This is a genomic window from Enterococcus sp. 6D12_DIV0197 (assembly GCF_002174385.1).
Taxonomy (GTDB): domain Bacteria; phylum Bacillota; class Bacilli; order Lactobacillales; family Enterococcaceae; genus Enterococcus_D; species Enterococcus_D casseliflavus.
On the sequence record NZ_NIBN01000001.1, the window covers coordinates 1,060,554 to 1,081,053 of the forward strand.

General features: G+C 39.9%; 18 protein-coding genes. 16 read left to right on the top strand and 2 right to left on the bottom strand.

Annotation, left to right across the window (positions count from 1 at the left end):
- From A5867_RS05075 to A5867_RS05095, 6 genes are all read left to right on the top strand, one after another.
- Nucleotides 1-704, top strand: a 704-nt coding sequence (locus tag A5867_RS05075; RefSeq protein ID WP_170927501.1) for a restriction endonuclease subunit S, incomplete at its 5' end; no start/stop codon positions are given.
- A 2-nt stretch (nucleotides 705-706) separates the two neighbouring features.
- Nucleotides 707-3,805, top strand: a complete 3,099-nt coding sequence (locus tag A5867_RS05080) for a type I restriction endonuclease subunit R (protein WP_087627011.1) — start codon at nucleotides 707-709, stop codon at nucleotides 3,803-3,805.
- Nucleotides 3,806-3,997: 192 nt separating this feature from the next.
- Nucleotides 3,998-4,699, top strand: coding sequence for a transposase (locus tag A5867_RS18060; protein WP_212648490.1), 702 nt, complete (start codon nucleotides 3,998-4,000; stop codon nucleotides 4,697-4,699).
- Entirely contained in the window at nucleotides 4,615-5,409 is a 795-nt protein-coding gene (locus A5867_RS18065; RefSeq protein ID WP_212648491.1) for a transposase, read from the top strand. The genes A5867_RS18060 and A5867_RS18065 overlap by 85 nt, the downstream gene beginning before the upstream one ends.
- A 7-nt stretch (nucleotides 5,410-5,416) precedes the next feature.
- On the top strand, nucleotides 5,417-5,755 hold the full coding sequence (locus A5867_RS05090; RefSeq protein WP_225582140.1) for a chromate transporter: 339 nt from the start codon (nucleotides 5,417-5,419) through the stop codon (nucleotides 5,753-5,755).
- Nucleotides 5,756-5,795: 40 nt separating this feature from the next.
- The gene (locus tag A5867_RS05095; RefSeq protein WP_087627012.1) at nucleotides 5,796-6,722 is read left to right on the top strand and encodes an FctA domain-containing protein; all 927 of its coding nucleotides are present in this window, start codon (nucleotides 5,796-5,798) and stop codon (nucleotides 6,720-6,722) included.
- Between the two features lie 81 nt (nucleotides 6,723-6,803).
- On the opposite strand, the gene A5867_RS05100 is transcribed toward A5867_RS05095, so the two are convergent.
- Complete coding sequence (locus A5867_RS05100) at nucleotides 6,804-8,738, bottom strand: BglG family transcription antiterminator (protein WP_140397101.1); 1,935 nt, start codon at nucleotides 8,736-8,738, stop codon at nucleotides 6,804-6,806.
- Nucleotides 8,739-8,985: 247 nt separating this feature from the next.
- On the opposite strand from A5867_RS05100, the gene A5867_RS05105 reads away from it, so the two are divergent.
- The 5 genes from A5867_RS05105 to A5867_RS05125 all read left to right on the top strand — a co-directional run bounded on the left by A5867_RS05105 (nucleotide 8,986) and on the right by A5867_RS05125 (nucleotide 14,636).
- On the top strand, nucleotides 8,986-9,447 hold the full coding sequence (locus tag A5867_RS05105; RefSeq protein ID WP_005225261.1) for a PTS sugar transporter subunit IIA: 462 nt from the start codon (nucleotides 8,986-8,988) through the stop codon (nucleotides 9,445-9,447).
- Nucleotides 9,444-9,767 (top strand): fructose PTS transporter subunit IIB, encoded by a 324-nt coding sequence (locus A5867_RS05110; RefSeq protein WP_005237427.1) that lies wholly within the window; start codon nucleotides 9,444-9,446, stop codon nucleotides 9,765-9,767. Before A5867_RS05105 ends, A5867_RS05110 begins: the two co-directional genes overlap by 4 nt.
- A gap of 18 nt (nucleotides 9,768-9,785) precedes the next feature.
- A complete protein-coding gene (locus A5867_RS05115) occupies nucleotides 9,786-10,886 on the top strand; it encodes a PTS fructose transporter subunit IIC (protein ID WP_015509121.1) in 1,101 nt (366 codons plus the stop codon).
- Between the two features lie 263 nt (nucleotides 10,887-11,149).
- Nucleotides 11,150-13,825 carry a mannosylglycerate hydrolase gene (gene mngB / locus A5867_RS05120; RefSeq protein WP_087627014.1) on the top strand — a complete coding sequence of 892 codons (2,676 nt, stop codon included), beginning with the start codon at nucleotides 11,150-11,152 and terminating at the stop codon, nucleotides 13,823-13,825.
- Between the two features lie 382 nt (nucleotides 13,826-14,207).
- Nucleotides 14,208-14,636: a GNAT family N-acetyltransferase gene (locus A5867_RS05125; protein ID WP_087627015.1), complete on the top strand. Its 429-nt coding sequence runs from the start codon at nucleotides 14,208-14,210 to the stop codon at nucleotides 14,634-14,636.
- An 84-nt stretch (nucleotides 14,637-14,720) separates the two neighbouring features.
- Here the strand turns inward: A5867_RS05125 and A5867_RS05130 are convergent, their stop codons facing one another.
- Complete coding sequence (locus tag A5867_RS05130) at nucleotides 14,721-15,548, bottom strand: LysR family transcriptional regulator (RefSeq protein ID WP_087627016.1); 828 nt, start codon at nucleotides 15,546-15,548, stop codon at nucleotides 14,721-14,723.
- A gap of 150 nt (nucleotides 15,549-15,698) precedes the next feature.
- On the opposite strand from A5867_RS05130, the gene A5867_RS05135 reads away from it, so the two are divergent.
- From A5867_RS05135 to A5867_RS05155, 5 genes are all read left to right on the top strand, one after another.
- Nucleotides 15,699-16,667 (top strand): TDT family transporter, encoded by a 969-nt coding sequence (locus A5867_RS05135; protein ID WP_087627017.1) that lies wholly within the window; start codon nucleotides 15,699-15,701, stop codon nucleotides 16,665-16,667.
- A gap of 93 nt (nucleotides 16,668-16,760) precedes the next feature.
- Nucleotides 16,761-17,720 carry an L-lactate dehydrogenase gene (locus A5867_RS05140; protein WP_087627018.1) on the top strand — a complete coding sequence of 320 codons (960 nt, stop codon included), beginning with the start codon at nucleotides 16,761-16,763 and terminating at the stop codon, nucleotides 17,718-17,720.
- Between the two features lie 316 nt (nucleotides 17,721-18,036).
- On the top strand, nucleotides 18,037-19,113 hold the full coding sequence (locus A5867_RS05145; protein WP_086339214.1) for an ABC transporter permease: 1,077 nt from the start codon (nucleotides 18,037-18,039) through the stop codon (nucleotides 19,111-19,113).
- Nucleotides 19,114-19,118: 5 nt separating this feature from the next.
- Nucleotides 19,119-19,820: an ABC transporter ATP-binding protein gene (locus A5867_RS05150; RefSeq protein ID WP_077453594.1), complete on the top strand. Its 702-nt coding sequence runs from the start codon at nucleotides 19,119-19,121 to the stop codon at nucleotides 19,818-19,820.
- A 47-nt stretch (nucleotides 19,821-19,867) separates the two neighbouring features.
- Nucleotides 19,868-20,494 carry a TetR family transcriptional regulator gene (locus A5867_RS05155; protein ID WP_087627019.1) on the top strand — a complete coding sequence of 209 codons (627 nt, stop codon included), beginning with the start codon at nucleotides 19,868-19,870 and terminating at the stop codon, nucleotides 20,492-20,494.
- Nucleotides 20,495-20,500: the final 6 nt, after the last annotated feature.

A 20,500-nucleotide genomic window follows, 5' to 3' on the forward strand; every position in this document is an offset into this window, starting at 1 on the left:
GGCTCACCGCAGAGCTCACCGCAGAGCTTACCGCTCGTAAAAAGCAATATACTTATTACCGTGATCAGTTGTTGACGTTTGAAGAGGGTGAAGTTGAGTGGAAAGCATTGGGTGAAATTTTTGACTTCAAAAATGGTATTAACAAGGGTAAAGAGTTTTTTGGTAGTGGTGATAACATTATCAATTACACAGATGTTTTTAAGAATAATAAACTATTTGAAAACTCTATTGTAGGTAAAGTACAAACGACATCTTCTGATATTGAGAGATTTAGTTGTAGAAGAGGAGACGTATTCTTCACTAGAACATCAGAAACTAAAGATGAAATTGGATATGCTTCAGTTTTATTGACGGATATTTCTATTTGTGTTTTTAGCGGTTTTCTTATTCGGGCGCGGCCGAAGACAAATCTTTTGCTTCCAGAGTATTGTGCTTACTGTTTTAGATCTCACGAAGTAAGAAAAGAGATTATTAATTCCAGTAATATGACAACAAGGGTAACTACAACAGGAACAATACTATCGAAGATTAAAATTCCTATACCTAGTCTTGAAGAGCAAGCCCGAATTGTCTCTATCCTCGATAAATTTGAAGCACTAACATCTTCGATTACTGAGGGGCTACCTCGTGAAATAGAGTTGCGTCAAAAACAATATGAGTATTACCGTAATATGCTTCTTAGTTTTCCAAAAGAGGTGGTATAAAAATGGCTGATTTCAAACCTATCGCAGAATCAAATAACTTTATCGTACTAGATAAATATACGAAGATAGATTCACAAGTAACAAATTATCAAACGGAAGCCGATTTAGAACGAGAACTGATACAAGATTTGGTCAATCAAGGATATGAGCATCTTACCAGCGTAACTACTCCTGAAAAAATGCTTGCTAACGTCCGTGTGCAACTGCAAAACCTTAATAATGTAGAATTTACAGAAGCAGAATGGGTTAGATTTTGTGTGCAATTTTTAGATAATCCAAGTGACAACACTATCGATAAGACTCGAAAAATTCATACAGATTATATTTATGATTTTGTCTTTGATGATGGGCATATTCAAAATATTTATCTCGTAGATAAAAAAAATATCGCAAAAAATAAGGTGCAAGTGATTTCACAATTCGAACTAAAAGGGACTCAAGCTAACCGATACGATGTGACTATTTTGGTTAATGGGCTACCTCTGGTTCAAATAGAATTAAAGAAACGTGGAATCGCCATTCGAGAGGCATTTAATCAGGTTCATAGATATAGCAAGGAGAGCTTTAATTCAGAAAACTCTCTATTTAAGTATTTGCAGATTTTCGTTATATCTAATGGGACTGATAGCCGTTATTTTGCGAATACAACTAAACGAGATAAGAACAGTTTTGATTTTACTATGAACTGGGCGAAATCAGATAATACCCTGATTAAAGACCTTAAGGATTTCACAGCAACTTTTTTTCAGAAAAACACATTATTGAATGTATTATTTCACTATTCAGTTTTTGATTCTAGCGATACGTTACTTGTTATGCGACCTTATCAAATAGCTGCAACTGAAAGAATCTTATGGAAAATAAAAAGCTCATACCATGCTAAAAAATGGAACTCCAGTGAAAGTGGTGGATTTATTTGGCATACAACAGGTTCAGGCAAAACACTAACCAGTTTTAAAGCAGCTCGTTTAGCTACCGAGTTGGATTTTATCGATAAAGTATTTTTTGTGGTCGATAGAAAAGATTTAGACTATCAAACGATGAAAGAATATCAACGATTCTCTCCTGACAGTGTAAATGGATCAGAAAATACTGCGGGATTGAAGCGTAATATAGACAAAGATGATAATAAAATTATTGTCACTACGATTCAAAAGCTGAATAACCTGATTAAAGGCGAATCCGATTTACCTATATACAATAAGCAAGTAGTATTCATTTTTGACGAGGCTCACCGCTCACAGTTCGGTGCAGCGCAAAAGAATATTACGAAAAAGTTTAAACAATATTATCAATTTGGTTTTACTGGTACACCTATATTTCCTGAAAATGCTTTAGGTTCTGATACAACGGCAACAGTATTTGGACGAGAATTACATGCTTATGTTATTACAGATGCCATTAGAGACGAAAAAGTCTTAAAATTTAAAGTAGATTATAATGATGTGCGTCCTAAATTTAAGTCTATTGAGATGGAACAAGATGAGAAAAAACTATCGGCAGCCGAGACTAAGGAAGCATTATTACATCCTGAAAGAATCAAAGAGATATCACAGTATATCCTGAATAATTTTAGACTTAAAACGCATCGGTCTCACGCTAATAGAAAAGGATTTAATGCAATGTTTGCTGTAAGTAGTGTTGATGCAGCTAAGCTTTACTATGAATCTTTAACTACGTTACAAAAAGATAGTGAAAGACCCTTAAAAATTGCGACAATATTTTCTTTTGCCGCTAACGAAGAACAAAGTGCGATAGGAGAAATCCTTGATGAGACATTTGAGCCGTCTGCTATGGATAGTAGTGCAAAAGAATTTCTATCTCAAGCAATAAAGGATTACAACGATTTATTCAAAACCAACTTTGGGGTAGATAGTAATGGTTTTCAGAATTATTATCGTGATCTTGCTAGTCGAGTAAGAAAACAAGAGATTGATCTTCTAATTGTAGTTGGAATGTTTTTAACTGGGTTTGATGCACCAACACTGAATACTTTGTTTGTCGATAAGAATCTGCGTTTTCACGGCTTAATGCAAGCTTTTTCAAGAACCAATCGTATTTATGATGCGACTAAAACATTTGGAAATATTGTTACTTTCAGAGATCTAGAACAATCAACGATTGATGCAATCACTCTTTTTGGTGATAAAAATACTAAGAATGTAGTGCTTGAAAAAAGCTATAAAGAATACATGGAAGGTTTCACTGATATTTCTACTGGTGAAGCCCGTCGTGGATATGTAGATGTAGTGAAGGAATTAGAATCTCGTTTCTCAAACATTGATGAGATTGTCACTGAAAAAGATAAAAAAGATTTTGCTAGGCTCTTTGGTGAATATCTACGGGTTGACAACATCTTACAAAACTATGATGAGTTTTCTAGTCTAAAAGCTTTGCAATTGGTAGATATAAATGATCCTGAGGCGGTGGAGGAATTTAAATCTGCTCATTGTCTAAGTGATGAAGATATCAGTGTTATGAGGGAGATTAAGATGCCTGAAGAAAGAGTTATTCAAGACTATCGGTCTACTTATAACGATATTCGTGATTGGCTTCGACGTGAAAAAGCAGGTAAAGAAAAAGCAGATTCCACGATTGATTGGGATGATGTTGTCTTTGAGGTAGATTTATTAAAGTCACAAGAAATCAACCTAGATTATATCCTCGAATTGATTTTTGAGAAAAACAAGAAGTCAAAAGACAAAGCATCATTAGTTGAAGAGGTACGTCGATTAATTAGATCCAGTGTGGGAAACCGCGCAAAAGAAAGCTTAGTAGTTGATTTTATCAATCAAACAAATTTAGATGAGATTCATGATAAAGCGAGCATTATTGATGCGTTCTTCTCATTTGCGCAAGCAGAACAAAAACGTGAAGCAGAGGAACTGATTAATACCGAAGAACTTAATGAAGAGGCTGCAAAGAGATACATACTTGCCTCATTAAAAAGAGAATATGCTAGCGAGAATGGAACCGAACTGAATGAAATTCTGCCTAAGATGAGCCCTCTGAATCCTAAATACTTAACGAAAAAACAAACTGTCTTTCAGAAGATTGCGACCTTTGTAGAGAAGTTTAAAGGCATAGGAGGAAAATTTTAATAAAGATTTTACTGAAATTAAAAAGCATTAAGTCAGTTACATTAATTTTATTTAATGTCTACTGAATAATTTACAAACCTTATCGTAACAGTGTTTTTAGCTGTTTTTTGGTATAATAGATGCATAGAATACAGAGGGAAACACCAAAAACCCGTGCACTTTTTTCAAAAATCATACGAAGGGGCGATGAATATGTACAGAAAGCAGACTAATCGGCAATTAACCCTTTATGACTTCGATCAGCCGTTGGGGCTCACGATGAACCCAGAAAACCGTTGGGTCAAAAAAGCGGCTACGATTCCCTGGTCAGTCATTGAAGATAAGTATGCCGCTCTGTTCAAAAGTGACAGAGGGAACATCGCCAAGCCGGTAAGAATGGCACTGGGTGCCTTGATTATTCAAAATGAATTTCAGTACGCAGATATCGAAGTCGTCAATCAGATTCGCGAAAATCCCTATCTGCAGTACTTTGTCGGACTGCCTTCGTACAAGGATGAAAAGCCGTTCGATGCTTCTTTGATGGTGCACTTCCGCAAACGTCTCTCTTCCGAAATTCTGATTGAAATCAATGAATTGATCCTCAAACCGATAGAGGATAGAGAAGATGATTCCCACAATGACGACAATGACAATGATGCGTCAGGATCTGAGAATGAAGGAACGCTCATTCTGGATGCCACTTGTGCACCTTCAGAAATCAAGTTTCCGCAAGACACGGAACTGTTGAACGAATGCCGGGAAAAGTTGGAAGGACTCATCGACGCAATCTGCGAAGCAAACCATCTTCCCAAACCCCGCACCTATCGGAAATGGCCCGAAAGGATTATCTCAACATCGCGCGCAAGAAAAAGAAAAGCGGAAAACAAATTCGCAAAGCCATCGGCAAGCAACTGAACTACATCCGGCGGGATCTCGGGTACATCGATGCGTTTCTAAAGCAAGGCTATACGCTAGTGCCGAAGCAAGCCAACCTGTTGGGGACATTGCGGAAATTGTACGAACAGCAGCTTTACATGCACACAAGCAGGACGCACAAAGTGCAGGATCGCATCGTCAGTATCAGCCAGCCTTTTATCCGCCCGATTGTCCGGGGAAAAGCCAAGAATCCGGTTGAGTTCGGGGCCAAACTGGATATGAGCATAACCAACGGTTACGCCCGAATTGAAAAAATTTCCTTCGATGCCTACAACGAGAGCGAATGTCTCATAGTTGCGGTAGAACGCTACAGAGAGCGGATGGGAGTGTATCCTGAACGAGTTTTGGCGGACAAAATATACCGAAATCGCACAAACTTGAGCTACTGCAAAGAACTCGGAATCCGATTATCCGGACCGTCGCTCGGCAGGCCCAAGAAGGATCAAAAGATTGACAAAAAACAAGAATACACTGATAACTGCGATCGAGTAGAGGTCGAAAGAGGCTTCAGCCTGGCGAAAAGAAAGTTCGGGCTCAGGCTTATTCGAACACGCCTTGAAGAGACCAGTCTGTGTGTAATTGCTTTATCCATCCTTACAATGAACCTGTCCAAGGTTTCATTGCGCATTTTTTTGACTCTCATCCAATGGATGAGCTTACCCAGAATTGAACCCCTGGTGAACCCGTAAGCTAAAAATGGGGGATTTATTCAGCAGGCATTATTTACTTTTCGATATCCCAGGTGCTTTGGTAGCTACAGTAGGGATTTTTTTACCATCGTTTCTACTGGTTCTTATATTAGCACCACTATTTTCCAAGCTTAAACAATCCAATACATTTTCCAAAATGTTAATTGGTATAAATGCGGCAGCATTAGCATTGATGGCTAATGTTACCATCCAATTAGGACAAAATATCTTTGTTGAATGGTATTTCATTTTAATTTTTTTTATTAGTCTATTAGGTATTCTTAAATACAAAATTAACTCTGCATTCTTCATCTTAGGGGGAATTCTATTAGGTCTATTTTTATGATTTAGATTAGATGATCTATTGATAAGAGTTTTGCATAAGAATGTTAGGGTATACGATCCGAGAAGTCGCAGGGACAGATAGCACTATCACCTATGACCAAACAGAATACCATGTAACCGTAAATGTGGAAGACCAATCGGGGCAATTAGTGGCAAGTCCAAGCTATGAAGGCAGTGCTGTTTTTAAAAATAGCTACAATCCCGCAAAAGGGAGTGCGGTTCTAGAAGCAAGTAAAGAATTGACTGGCAAAGCACTAAGTGCAGATGAATTTCAATTCCAGCTGTTGGACGAACAAGGGGAAGTGATTCAAACCAAGAGCAATGATGCCAACGGAAAAATTTACTTCGATGCAATCGACTATGACCAAGCAGGCACATACAAGTATACGATCCGAGAAGTCGCAGGGACAGATAGCACGATCACTTATGACCAAACAGAATACCATGTAACCGTAAATGTGGAAGACCAATCTGGACAATTAGTGGCAAGTCCAGCGTACCAAGAATCGATTATTTTCAAGAATACTTATGTATCACCAAAACTTGGGAAAGTAACTCTGAAAAAAGTAGACAGCGAAACAGGAAAACTACTGGCAAATGCAGAGTTTGAGCTGCAAGATTCGAAAGGAAATATTTTACAAAAAAACATAGTTACGAGCAAAGATGGAAAGGTTGAGATAAGTAATTTAGAAGTAGGAGAGTATCAGTTGATTGAAACCAAAGCACCGAGTGGTTATCAAATTGATAAAACACCGATCAAATTTTCAATAAATGATCGCTCCACTAATATATCGAAGCCAAAAGTGTTAGAAAAAGAAAATAAAAGGATAAAAAAATCAGACAGTGCTGCTCTGCCTAAGACAGGAGAAACTGCAGATCAACGATATGTTCTCGTTGGATTGTTTTGTATTATTGGTTTCATCTTGTTAATGATATTTAAAATTTTAAAGGTCAAGAAACAATCTTAATCTTGCATACTATGAATGAGAAAAAGAGCTATCAAATAAGATTAGTCATATCAACAAAAGGAGCTGGATTCCCAGCTCCTTTTATAATTGCTTTATACAGCTCAAAAAGTGGTGATAGTCACTATTTTGCAGGATTGCTTGTTGAATATCTTCACGATCCATCAACTCTAATAAAAGACTATAGATTTCTTCGGTATCTTCATATTCGTCTTTTTGAATCGCAAAGAGAAAGACGAATTTAACCAAATCACCATTTCCCCAATCAACGCCGTCAGGAATGATCGCCACTGAAACGGCTGAGCGTTTTGCCATCAAGGTCATGGGATGGGGGATAGCAAGCCACTCGTTAATATTGGTCTGATTGATTGCTTCTCGTTTTTTCACACTGTCATAAAAATCTTGGGGCACAAAATCTTTTTGGTACAGTTGCTGCGCCATTTTCTTTAGTAAGGTTTCTTTATCTGCATGATTTTCATGAAGAAAAAATGCTTTTTGAAACAATGAATAGATACCATCTTTTGATTCACTGAGCGTTTCAATGAACGGTTCGATTTTGCCAATTTCTTTATCTAGCTTGGCCATGTTGATGTAAATAGAAGGAACCGAGAACTGTTCTAATGGAACGGTTGTGATCACAAAATCAATGGCAGAAAGATCACATTGTTGTAGCTCGACGTAAGAAAAGCGATCAACGACTTCGATCGTTTCTTGATAGTGCTTGATAATTTTTGCTTCAATAATACGACTCATGGCTCGACCGGTTCCGCAAACAAGGATGACGCGATGTTTATGATGATTTCTGATGGAACTCCTTTCCATAGCACCTGCGATGTGCAAAGCGATATAGCCGATCTCATCAGGAGAAAAATAAAAACCGTGTTTCAGGCTTACCGTTTCTAAATGAGTCAAACATAAATCATAAGCCTGTGGAAAAGATTTTCTGATCGTTGCCAGCAATGGATTGCTACGGCGTGCATCCATTAGATTCATATTGATAAAGCCCTCAATATGAGATGTCAGATCTTCTATTAGCATCTTGTCTGTCTCTAACGCATAGTTTGACGTCTGTTTGATCGCAGTTAATAATTCTTCCACAATGGCTTTCGCAGTTTTCGTGGAAGAATCGCTTGCATCGCCTGTTTCAACTAAACGTGGTGCATTCATCGCAAGATAGTAAATGAAGTATTGTTTTTCTCCAGCAGTCAATTGTATATCAAATGCATGATCGATTTCTTCTAAGAAGTGACCAACAACTTTCTGGGCGTCTTCTTTGAGCGCGGGCACGTGCAAGGGAAATTCGTTGATCTGATGGCCAGCTATAAAGCGACTGATTGCTAAAGCAAAATGAGAAAGAATGTTTTTATGATAGTAGTCAGAGTCTAACAAGTCTAAGGGCGCCAGATGATTTAATGACAATTCTTGCAAGCGGGTCAGATCAATCGTATCAAACAACTCAAGTTCCATTTCCGTAAAACCCACCAAATACTCTTGGAGATCTTTTTCAATCAAAAGATCACTGATTGCTTGTCGCTTGGCGAATTCGTTACCCAAGACTTCAAAGCCAATATTTGGACGATTTACTATTTTTAATTGATAGGTCGCTAAATTGTCTCGAGCCGTTTTTAAGTATGAGTAAAAGGTGTTTTTACTAATAAATAATCGATCAAGAAAATCATCTAAGGATAAAGGGTTTTCATTCTTAAATAAAAGGAAAAGTAGATAGGCTTGTCGTTCTTCACTCGTAGTTAGAAAGGACTCGGTAGTCGACATACTTTCAGTCCACCAGTCATGAAATCGTTCTTTTGAACCAATAGACAACAAATAGCCTTGCCCTCGAATCAACTTGATGGAGGCACCCACATTTGTTAACAAATCATTCAAATTTGCAATGTCGGTCCGAACCGTTCGCTCAGAAATCGAGAAGCTTTTTGTTAACTCCTTCATTGGTAGCGGCGCCGTTTGTCTAGTTAATACTTCCATTAGATCATCTAATCGCTGATAAGCAAGTTTTGACACTTGTTTCACCTCCGTGCTCTTTCTCATCATACAATAGAAAGAATAAGAATGAAATGCTTCACCAGTACCGAAAATTTCCAGAAGAGTTGGCAATCATTTTGGAAAACGCTTTACTAATGATTGCCACTTGAATTGGAAATTTGTTGTGTTTACATCGTAAATTAGAAACCGTAAATTAAACGTGTATAGAAAATAAACCACACGAATTACGATAATGGTTTCATAATAAAGGAAAGGAGCAGATGAGATGGATTTTCAGAAAAAAAATATTCTCTTGAATGTGGCTGTTACATCAAAAGAAGAACTGTTTCACGTAATTGCGCATCATGCCTATGAATCAGGGATCGTTACCAATGCAGCAGATACATGTGCGGCATTCATTGAACGGGAAGCACAATATTCAACCGGCTTACAAGAAGGCTTTGCTATTCCACATGCAAAAGCTGAACCGGTTTTGGAACCGACCGTTTTGTTTATTCGTTTAGAGCAAGCCATCGAATGGGAAACCTTCGATGATTCAGCAGTCAAAAATGTGTTTGCTTTAATGGTTCCTAAAAAAGATGAAGGAACGGTGCATCTGCAAATGTTGAGTCGCCTAGCAACCGCATTGCTTGAAGAGACATTCATCCAGCAGATTCAACAATCAGAAGACAAAGCTTATTTAGCAGAATTGATCAAAAAGGAAATGATGGGAGAGAAAATTGTATGAAAATAGTAGGAATTTCCGCCTGTCCAGCTGGATTGGCACATACACCGATGGCGGCAAAAGCTTTAGAAAAAGCTGGTGCGAAACTTGGCTATGAGGTCAAGATCGAACAGCAAGGCTCATTAGGGCAAGTCAATGAGATCACTGCAGCCGAAGCAAAAGAAGCAGATTTCTTGCTTTTAGCGACTGACCAAAAAGTTGTTGGGATGGAACGGTTTGAAGGAAAACCGCAAATTCGAGTAAATATCAATACGTGTATCAAAGCACCGGAAGCGGTGCTGAAGAAATGTGTAGCTGCTGTTGAACAAAGAAACGCAAACTAAAGGAAAGAGGCAAGGATGATGAAAAGAGTTCTAGCAGATTTAAAAGGCCACTTGATGAGTGGAATTAGTTTTGTACTGCCATTGATTATTGGTGCTTCACTGGTTGTTGCCATTCCGAAAATGATTGCTCTTGGTATGGGGATCACAAGCTTAGATCCTTATGCTGACACGGAAGGCTTTAAACATGCGCTTTATTTGATTGAACAAGTAGGGTGGACAGGAATCGGCTTGATCAATACTGTCTTGGCTGGTTTTATCGCGTATTCTGTTGGAGATAAGGCTGCGCTAGGTGCCGGCTTTATCGGTGGTGCAGTCGCTTCTAGCACCAATGCTGGGTTTTTAGGGGCAGTTATTGCTGGGTTCTTAGCAGGATACTTAGTGAAGTGGGCGAAAGAACATATCAAATTACCGGAGTCGTTTGCTGGGGTGATGCCGCTGGTAATTTTACCCTTGATTGCTACATTGTCTGTAGCAATCGTCATGGGCGCCTTACTCTCTGAGCCATTGGCGTGGATCAATACTAGTTTGGTTGAATGGATCCGAACCATGATTGAAAATGATGTTAACAAAATTTTACTGGCAGTCATCATGGGGGCAATGATTGGCTCTGACTTAGGGGGACCTGTAAACAAAGCTGCTTGGATGGCAGGAAATGTGTTACTAGCGGAAGGAGTCTATTTACCAGCCATCATCGTGAACGTTGCGATTTGTGCGGTACCATTTGGATATGCCTTAGCAACTTTGTTCCACAAAAATCGATTCAACAAAGAGCTACTGGATGCTGGGCGTAATAACTTTATTATGGGGTTCATCGGAATCACAGAAGGAGCAATTCCTTTTACATTAGTCAATCCATTACGGCTTGTGCCGATCAACATGTTGGGAGGTGCAATTGCTTCTGGTTTGGGGATCGCATTAGGAATGTATGACAAAATGCCACCAGTTGGGGGAATCTACGGCTTCTTCACTGTTGGAAACGGTTGGGCGTATTTGATTGGACTATTTGCAGGAGCAGCCTTCATCGGTTTTGTCGCGCCTTTATTCGTGAATTTCAATAAGCAAGAAGAACAAACAGAAGATATTGCCCTCGATGATATTGAAGTGAGCTTTGAAAACTAAGCAACAAGGCTGATTAGCTAAATAGTAGCAAAAGAAAAGGCACGATCAGGTGATTTTTCAAGAACGGTTTAAGGTATCTGACAAGGACAAGACTTGGGGAAGAAAACAAGAGTATTTGAAGAGAAACGATTTTCAAAATTCGAAGCATTTATGTAAGGATCAAATTATGCGTACCAGATGGTAAAAAAATTGAGAAAAATTAATAGGCACGAACGACACCCATCGTTACGTGCCTTTTTTAATCACGGGAGAGGAATGATTGAATGAAAAAAACAGTACATGTCGTACCCCACAGTCATTGGGATCGCGAATGGTATTTTACGACGAGTCGCTCGAAAATCTATTTGATGCACGATCTAAAAAACGTCATTGAACAACTAGAAAAGGATGATCCTTATGAAAGTTTCATTTTAGATGGACAGGCTTCTCTGTTAGATGATTACTTGAAATGGCGCCCACAGGACAAAGAAAGGATTCAACAACTTGTCCAACAAGGAAAATTGATCATTGGCCCATGGTACACACAAACCGATCAATTAGTGATCTCGGGAGAAAGCATTGTTCGAAATATGTTATATGGCATGAAAATTTGTGAAGCATTCGGAACCTACATGAATGTCGGCTATGTGCCAGATTCTTTCGGACAAGCAGCTAGTATGCCACAAATCTATCGTGAGTTTGGTATCACTGACACGATGTTTTGGCGCGGTGTCAGTGATGACGATGTTAAACACACAGAGTACAAATGGCGTGGAGAAGATGGTTCTGTGGTCAATGTTTACCAGATCCCAAGTGGGTACTACATTGGCGGTGCCATTCCTGAACGAGAAGCAGAATTAGCAGAGTTCTTACATCAAGAACCGTTTAAAACGACTTGGGGACGCAGTGCAACGGATCAAGTGTATTTTCCAAATGGTTTCGACCAAGCACCAGTTAGAGAAAATCTTCCAGAATTGGTTGATCGAATGAATCAACTGTATCAGGATGAGTATGAGTTACAATTTTCAACGATCGAAAAATACATTGCTGCGGTCAAAGCACGCCATCCTGAGTTGGAAGAAATCGCTGGTGAACTGATCAACGGCAAATTGATGCGAATTCACAAAACGATTTTTTCTTCACGTCCTGATTTGAAGGCGATGAACACTCAGATCCAACATTACTTAGTCAATGTCATGGAGCCTATCTTAACTATAGCTATGCAATTAGGATTTGAGTACCCCGTAGAAACAGTCATAGAGATTTGGAAGTTAATGTTTGAAAATGCGGCGCATGATTCGATTGGTTCTTGTGTTTCTGATACGACAAACGAAGATATCTATATGCGCTATAAGCAAGCGCGAGATATTTCTATGAATCTTGTCGAATTGATGTTACGACAGATTTCTATTGCAATCAACAACCCACAAGCAAAAGAAATTACTTTTACGCTTTTCAATACCTATGACACAAAACGTAATGGGGTGATCGAAGCAGAGGTTTATTTGCCGCAAAAAGAATTTGCGATCCTTGACCAGTCAGGTCAGGCGTTACCTTATACGATTTTAGAGCTTACCGACCAAACGGAGTATGTGTTGAATCAGGGGAACATATTAGATCCAGTCAAGGAGATCTATTTGCCGGAGAAAGTCTATAAAGCAAAGATTGCCATAGAAACGACTGACGTGCCGAGTATGGGGTATACCCAGCTGACAATTGATTTAAAAGGTGATACAAGCGCACCATTGCAGGAGATTACAACCAATACGATCGAAAATGAGTACTATCAGATCACTGTCAATAGCAATGGCTCGTTGGATATTCTAGATAAAACCAATCAGGTGCTTTATCAAAATCAAGGGATCATTGAAGAAAATGGCGACGATGGTGATTCATTCAATTATTCACCACCTGTGAAAGATTTTGTGATTTCATCAATTGATGCGCAACCAACGATCTCGATTCAGCAATCAGCAATCTACCAAAAGATTGATGTGGCATTCACGCTGAGGGTTCCGAAGGATTTAGCTGAACGTGCAGAAAAGAAGGTCTCGGCTTCACTGCCGATCCAATTGACGATCGTGTTGAAAAAACAATCGCAACAAATTGATTTCAACTTAACGGTTGAAAACCAACAAGTGGATAGTCATCGGGTATGTGTGCTATTTGATACCGGAATTGCCTCGAAATTTTCGCTGGCTGACCAACAGTTTGGTACGTTGCAGCGCCCCGTTGTGTTTGAAAAAGAAATGGCTCTTTGGGAAGCCAATAAAGAGCAATGGAATGAGCAGCCGATCGCCATAGAAACTTGTCAATCGTTTGTCGGTTTATTCGATGCATCCCATGGCGTATCAGTCATGCCCAAGGGTGTACGTGAATATGAGATCGTGGGGAAAGCGTTTGACACGATTCGCTTAACGATTTTCCGAACCTATGGCTTCATGGGGAAAGAGAATCTACTGTATCGACCAGGGCGTGCTTCAGGAGAATCAGTGATTGCAACACCAGCTGCGCAGTGTCACAAAAAGATGCATTTTGATTTCTCTGTTGCTTACTTTGCTAAAGGATTTGATCAAGCAAATGTTGCACAGCGTGCCAAACAAGCAGTAACACCGATCACTCTTTATCAATCCGCAGAATTCCTGAATTCCCGCTTGATATTTACTTTAGGACCGGTTGAACCAACCTTACCGGCAAACTTTAGTCTTTTTGAGATCAATGGCAATTTGACCCTGAGTGTATTGAAAAAAGCCGAAGATCGTCCAGGTTATATTTTTCGCCTATACAATGGGCTTTTAGATGAAGTAGGACACGCGACGATCACATTCAACCATCCAGTGAATGTAGTAGAAACAGTCGATTTAAAAGAAGCTACAAAAGAAGCACTTGTTGTGGAAAAGAATGTAGTCACTCTTGAAAAAATAGACCATGCAAAATTTGTGACATTGTATGTGGAGTAATCACTACTGAGAAAAAGTCACGCGAAGCGGCGAGTCCGCTTGTGCCATAGAAAAGTGAAAAAGGCTCGTAAGTCTTATCAAAGTATTTACGAGCCTTTTTTAATACTAATGCGAAACAGACGAAAATCTTATTAGGTTGAATGCCAGTAGCGAATGTATGCCTAAGCCATCCCTTCCAAGGTATGCCAAAATCTTTCCTCTGTATGAGCTTTACGAATGGAGGAAAGCCAGAAGGCGGATTATCGATTTTCTTTTAATTCTTATTTCAATCTCAGTTTATGTAGTTTTTGGTATTTCACATCAGCGACGTAGAACGGGCTTTCTTGACAAACAGACAGTCAAAAAATATAGTTTAATCAAACGCAAAAGACAGGAGAATATCATGAAAATTAGAGCCGCAGCATTGTCTGATCATAAAGAACTAACTCATTTGTCGAAAGTACTAGGCTATCCGATTGAAGAAGAAGTATTGATCGAAGGCCTAAAGAGAATTTTAGCTGAGGAGGATCATCTCTTGCTTGTTGCCGAAATAAAGGGAAAAGCAGTTGGGATGATTGAAGCACAGTCGTATTCAACAGTTTATTCTGCTGGGCAATTTTTTAATGTCCTAGGTTTGGTAGTGGATGATCAAGTGCAAAAGCAAGGCGTTGGCGGGAAACTACTGTCGGCAATTGAAGAAGAAGCCCGACAGCGAGGAATGCAAGGCATTCGATTAAATTCGAATGTTAAACGCCATGCTGCTCACAGGTTTTATGAAAACCATGGCTATCATAGCAGTCATGAACAGAAACGGTTTATCAAGGAATTATAAAAACACAAAGACGCTGGAGGAGTTACAAACGACACTCCAGCGTCTTTTTTTGTATTCACTTTAATTGGTTCAAAAGACTAATATTTATGGAATCAATGCCAACAACAGCCGTTTAATCTCCTCATACACCTCTCCGGTTTCCGGCGTCACACGCTGACGATTCTGAATGATAAAAAGATCACGATAGCGGTACTCTGGATCAAGTTCCTGCCAAGGCAACTCTTCTGGTAATGAAAGTTTCGAAATGATCGATTTGCCGATGTTTTGTTTTAATAGGGACAAAATCACTTCACTGTTATTGGCTTTGATGATTTGCGGATGCAGGTGCTGTGCGTACAGATAGGTTTCGTTAATGTAATACATCCCCGAGTCGTTTTCTCGCAAGACCCAAAAATCAGAAGCGAGGTTGCCTGCTAACACCAATTCATCGCGATAAACGAATTCTTTTTGGATCAATGGCGAAACGATTGATTTTTCAATCAGGCCGATATGGGCTTTGTTTGATTCGACGGCATCGATCACTTCTTGGGAATTCATGATTTTGATTTCAAAGGCAAACGTTGGAAATTCTGCAATCAGCTGCGCCATGATGCTGGGCAGTAAGTAAACAGCGGTGGTATTCGAACAAGCGAGCACACACTCTGTTTTAAAATTTTTGGCGTCTTTGGCTTGCGAAAAAATAGTGGACAATGAGCGAAGAGACTCGACCACACGAGGATACAAAAACTCCGCTTGGCTGGTGGGTAAAATCAATTGTTTTCCTTTACGTTCAAAAAGCTTGAATCCAAGTTCCGCCTCTAATCGTTGGATTTGTAAGGAGATCGTTGGCTGAGTTTTATAGAGCTGTTTGGCGGCAAGACTAAAGTTTCTCGTTTCATAAACAACAATGAAGGTTTTGAGCAATTCAATCATTTTGCGGACTCCTTTATTATTAATAAAATTTATAATTAGTATTTAAAAGTACAATTTTACAAATGGTTATCAGGTGATTATAGTATAAGTGTAAAGAAAAAAGAAAGCAAATTTAATTGAAATTTTCATAAATTAAGAAAGGATGAGTTGATGAAAACATCGATCCAGCATTTTTTACATTCGTTGCCAATCCCGATTTGTGGCTTGATTTTAGGCACTGTGTCTTTGGGGAATTTATTGTATTCAGAAGGAATGGAGACGGTTGGAAATGGGTTTTGCACCCTTGGTATTTTCATCATGGGGCTCTTCCTTCTGAAAGTATGCTTTACATTTAAGCACACGATGTCAGAGTTACAAAACCCAATCGTTGCTTCGGTGGCGCCGACCTTTACGATGGCGCTGATGGTGATTTCCACTGTTTTTGAACGGGTCATTCCCAATGCAGTGGTGAATGATCTGCTCTGGTGGGGGGCTATCGGCTTACATTTTGCTTTAATGATCTATTTTGTTGTCGTGCATATTTTGCCTGTCGACCTTTCGCTGGAATACATTTATCCAAGCTGGTTTATTACCTTTGTCGGGATTGGCGTCATTCCCAATACTTCTGCTGTCTTTTTTAAAGAGCTGGGGGAAGTGATCGTCTGGATCGCATTGGTATTGTATTTTGCGCTTTTGCCGATTATTTTAAAACGAATCGTCCATCAGAAGCTGACGGAACGTGCGGCAGTTCCTTTGATCACGATTTTAACAGCACCAGGTTCTCTTTGTTTAGCGGGTTACCTCTCCGTATTTGAACAAGGCTCTGCTTGGTTTGTCGCCTTTATGCTGTTATTGTCACAAACGATTTATTTTTGTGTCGTCGCTTATATGAAAAACATGCTGGCAGTCGGCTTTTACCCAAGCTATGCGGCATTTACGTTTCCTCTTGTGATTTCAGCGACTGCTATGTTCAAATCAGCGCTGTTTTTTGCGAATCACCCACTGATATTTGGGTTTCTACAAGCCTTAACGATTATTGAAACAAGCTTTGCCGTGATTGTCGTCAGCTATGTGTTAGGAAAATATGCTGTTCATTTGTATCAGCAAACCAAAGCGCTGATTGCCGGTCATAGTTACTAAGAAAGTACAAAAAATCATCCATTTTTTAAGAAAATGCGTAATCTACGCAAAACAATAGTACAAGTATTTGAAAAGAAAGGGAAGGGATCGCACATGAAAAGTACAAGCAGAAAAGTTGTCGTTGTCGGAACAGGTTTCGTTGGAACGAGCATTGCGTATTCCATGATCAATCAAGGACTGATCAATGAATTGGTCTTGATCGATGTCAATCGGGACAAAGCAGAAGGAGAAGCCCTCGATTTGTTAGACGGTATGTCATGGGGACAAGAAAACATCAAAGTTTGGGCGGGAGAGTACTCGGAATGTAAAGATGCTGATATCGTCGTTATTACTGCAGGGATCAACCAAAAGCCAGGACAAACACGGCTTGAATTGATCGATGTGAACGCCGAAATTATGGCAAGCGTCACAAAACAAGTGATGGCTTCAGGCTTTGATGGCGTGCTTGTCATCGCTTCAAACCCAGTCGATGTCTTAACTTATCAAGCATGGCGTGTGTCAGGGTTGCCAGCCAATCGTGTCATTGGTACGGGAACGACCCTCGATACCACAAGACTTCGAAAAGAAGTGGCGGCAAAATTAGCCATCGATCCACGGAATATTCATGGGTATATCATTGGGGAACACGGTGATTCGGAAGTCGCTGTCTGGTCCCATACAACGATCGGTGGGCAACCGATCGTAGAATTGATCAAGCAAAAGGATCGTTTGACCGTTGCCGATCTAGCAGTTCTTTCTGAACGAGTAAAAAATGCCGCCTATGAAATCATTGATCGAAAACAAGCAACTTTTTACGGAATAGGGATGAGTGTCGCAAGAATCGTTCGAGCGATCTTAAATGATGAGCAAGCGATTCTGCCGGTGTCTTCCTACCTTGATGGGGAATATGGCATCAACGATTTATTCACAGGTGTTCCTGCAGTCGTGGACCAAAACGGCGTCCGCGAAATTATTGAATTGACGCTTACCCCTGAGGAAAAACGGCAGTTTGATACTTCGTGTCATCAGTTACGAGCAGTAATTTCCACAATTGGACAAAGCAAGGTCAGCTGATCTCAAGAATACCATTAATGAAAACCTCGTGTTCGTTTTTGCCAAGCATGGTTCGACTATTTACGGACGGCCATGCTTTTTTTACATCTAGCCAAGAATATTAAAAGGAAATGGCGTATTTTACGCGAAACGCCCACTATTCAACTCTCTTTTTTCTCACTCCTTTAAAAAAACATCCTCAGTGAATGACAGAAAAAGAATGATCGATCAACCTTACAAACTTTCCGAGTTGTAAAAAGTGACAAAGTGTCACCTTGTGTGGTATTCTTCGAAAAGTGACACTTTGTCAACATTTGGAAAACAGGAGGAAAGAGCAATGTTTCTGGCTATAAAAGAAATGCGTTATTCAAAATTAAGATATGGGCTGATCGTAGGAATCATGTTTTTGATCGCCTATGTTGTTTTTATATTGTCTGGGTTAGCAACGGGACTTAACTGGGATTTTAAAAAGGCCATCGTCGACTGGGATTCATCCGCGATCGTTTTATCAGAAGATGCGAATGACACATTTGCGGCTTCGCAATTGACGAGAGGGGATCTAGACCGTGTAGCAGGGACTCAAAAAGCCCCGATTGGTTTATATAGCAGTGTCATCACGGTCAATGATGAACAAGTCAATGTGACTGTTTTTGGTACACAAGACGATGCGTTCTTGTTACCAGAAGTCTTAGAGGGCAAGCTGTTTTCAAAAGAAAATGAGATCACGATTTCAGAAAACTTAGCAGAAGAAGGTATCAAGGTCGGGGATCAAGTGAAAATCGGGCGTTCAGATGAAACCTTCAAAGTCGTTGGGATCACCCCAGAAACGTCTTATACGGTGTCACCAGTGATTTATACTTCCCTGGATACTTGGACGAAAATGAAGTTTGCTAATCAACCATTTCCATCTGACAAGGAGCAGCCCATCAATATCATTGTGACCAAATCAAGTGATCCGAAAGTCGATAACCAAGAAGGAACCCAGCTCAAAGTGTTGGCAACGGAAGACTTTATTGAAAAGCTTCCTGGATTTTCTGCCCAAAACTTGACCTTAAATGCCATGATCTACTTCTTGTTTGTTGTTGCAACGGCAATCGTGGGGATTTTCATGTATGTGATCACCCTACAAAAAACGGCGATTTTTGGTGTGATGAAAGCCCAAGGGATTCGGACCAGCTTTATTGCCAAATCAATTATTGCGCAAGCATTTATGGTCGGTGTGATCGGGGTAGCCCTAGCCTTTGCGGCGGCATACGGCACCAGCTTGTTTTTACCAGATGCCATGCCATTTTTCTTTGAATTAAAGCAATGGCTGCTTTATAGCGGCATCTTGATTCTCGTGGCAGTTCTAGGCGGCTTATTCTCCATTCGGACGGTCACAAAAGTCGATCCAATTACGGCAATAGGAGGGTAACAAAGATGAAAGACATTTTAGTAATGAAGGATATTATAAAAAAATTTGGCAAGCAGCATACCGAAGTAACGGCATTAAAAGGACTGAATTTTCATGTTCAAGAAGGGGAGTTTGTCAGTATCATCGGTCCTTCTGGTTCAGGAAAAAGTACCTTTTTGACCATCGCTGGCGGCTTACAAAGTCCAACATCGGGAGAGATCATCATCAACCAGGTGAACTTTTCCCAATTAAATGAAAAGCAACGAGGAAAGTTGCGTTTTAAAGAGATTGGGTTTATCTTGCAAAGCTCGAATTTGATCCCTTTTCTAACGGTAAAGGAACAATTTTATTTGGTCGACAAAGTTTCAGGAAAAGCCAAGGAAAAGGAACGGATTGATGAATTGCTTGCTTCATTAGATATTCTCGATCTTCAAGACAAGTTTCCCCGCGATTTATCTGGTGGGGAACGTCAACGAGTAGCGATCGGCAGGGCGTTGTTTAATGACCCAAGCTTGATTTTGGCGGATGAACCAACTGCCAGCTTAGACACCGATCATGCGTATGAAGTGGTGAAGTTATTGGTGAAAGAAGCGCATGAGAAAAAGAAAGCGACAGTCATGGTCACTCACGACGAGCGAATGATCCAATGGAGTGATCGCATTTTCCGAATGGAAGATGGCAATCTCATCGAACAAAACGCCCCGTCAAGAGAAACTGCACAAGTCTGAGTGGAAAAGTAGAGGGATTTGTTTATAATAGAGGGAGTAGATTGCGAATGATGGAGGAGAATCCCTTGCCAAGTACAACATTTTTTCATTTAAAACAAGCGAAAAAAGAAAAAATCGATGCCGTGCTTTTAGAAGAATTCTTCAGCAAGCATATCAGTCAAGTCAAGGTCTCTGCCATCGTCGAAAAGTCGCACATTTCTAGAGGGGCCTTTTACAAGTACTTTCAAAACTTAGAAGATGCCTATGACTATGCGATCGCCGACTATTCAAACCAAATCCATTCCGCGATTTTTACGTTTATCAATCGCAACAAAAATGATTTTTTCAAAGGGATCGAAGAATACTTGGCTTGGTGCAGTCAATGGTCACCTGAAGATGATCATTGGAAAATGATCCACTTATGTACCCAAAGCAATGCCTGGACGAAGCGCGATGCGATCCCTGACGATTCGCCCATGATTCGCCAATGGTTGGAGCTGTTAGAAGAAAATCGCTTTACGATCCATGATAAGCAAGAAGCCGTCAGTTTCCTTTACTTTATTATGGCGGTTGTGATGGATAGTCTGACAGATTTTATTTCCAATGAATGGAACGCAAAAGAGCTGATCAAAGATTTTCGCTATAAGGTGCAATGGATCAAGTATGGAATCAAAGAGCAAAATGAAGAAGAATGAACGCTT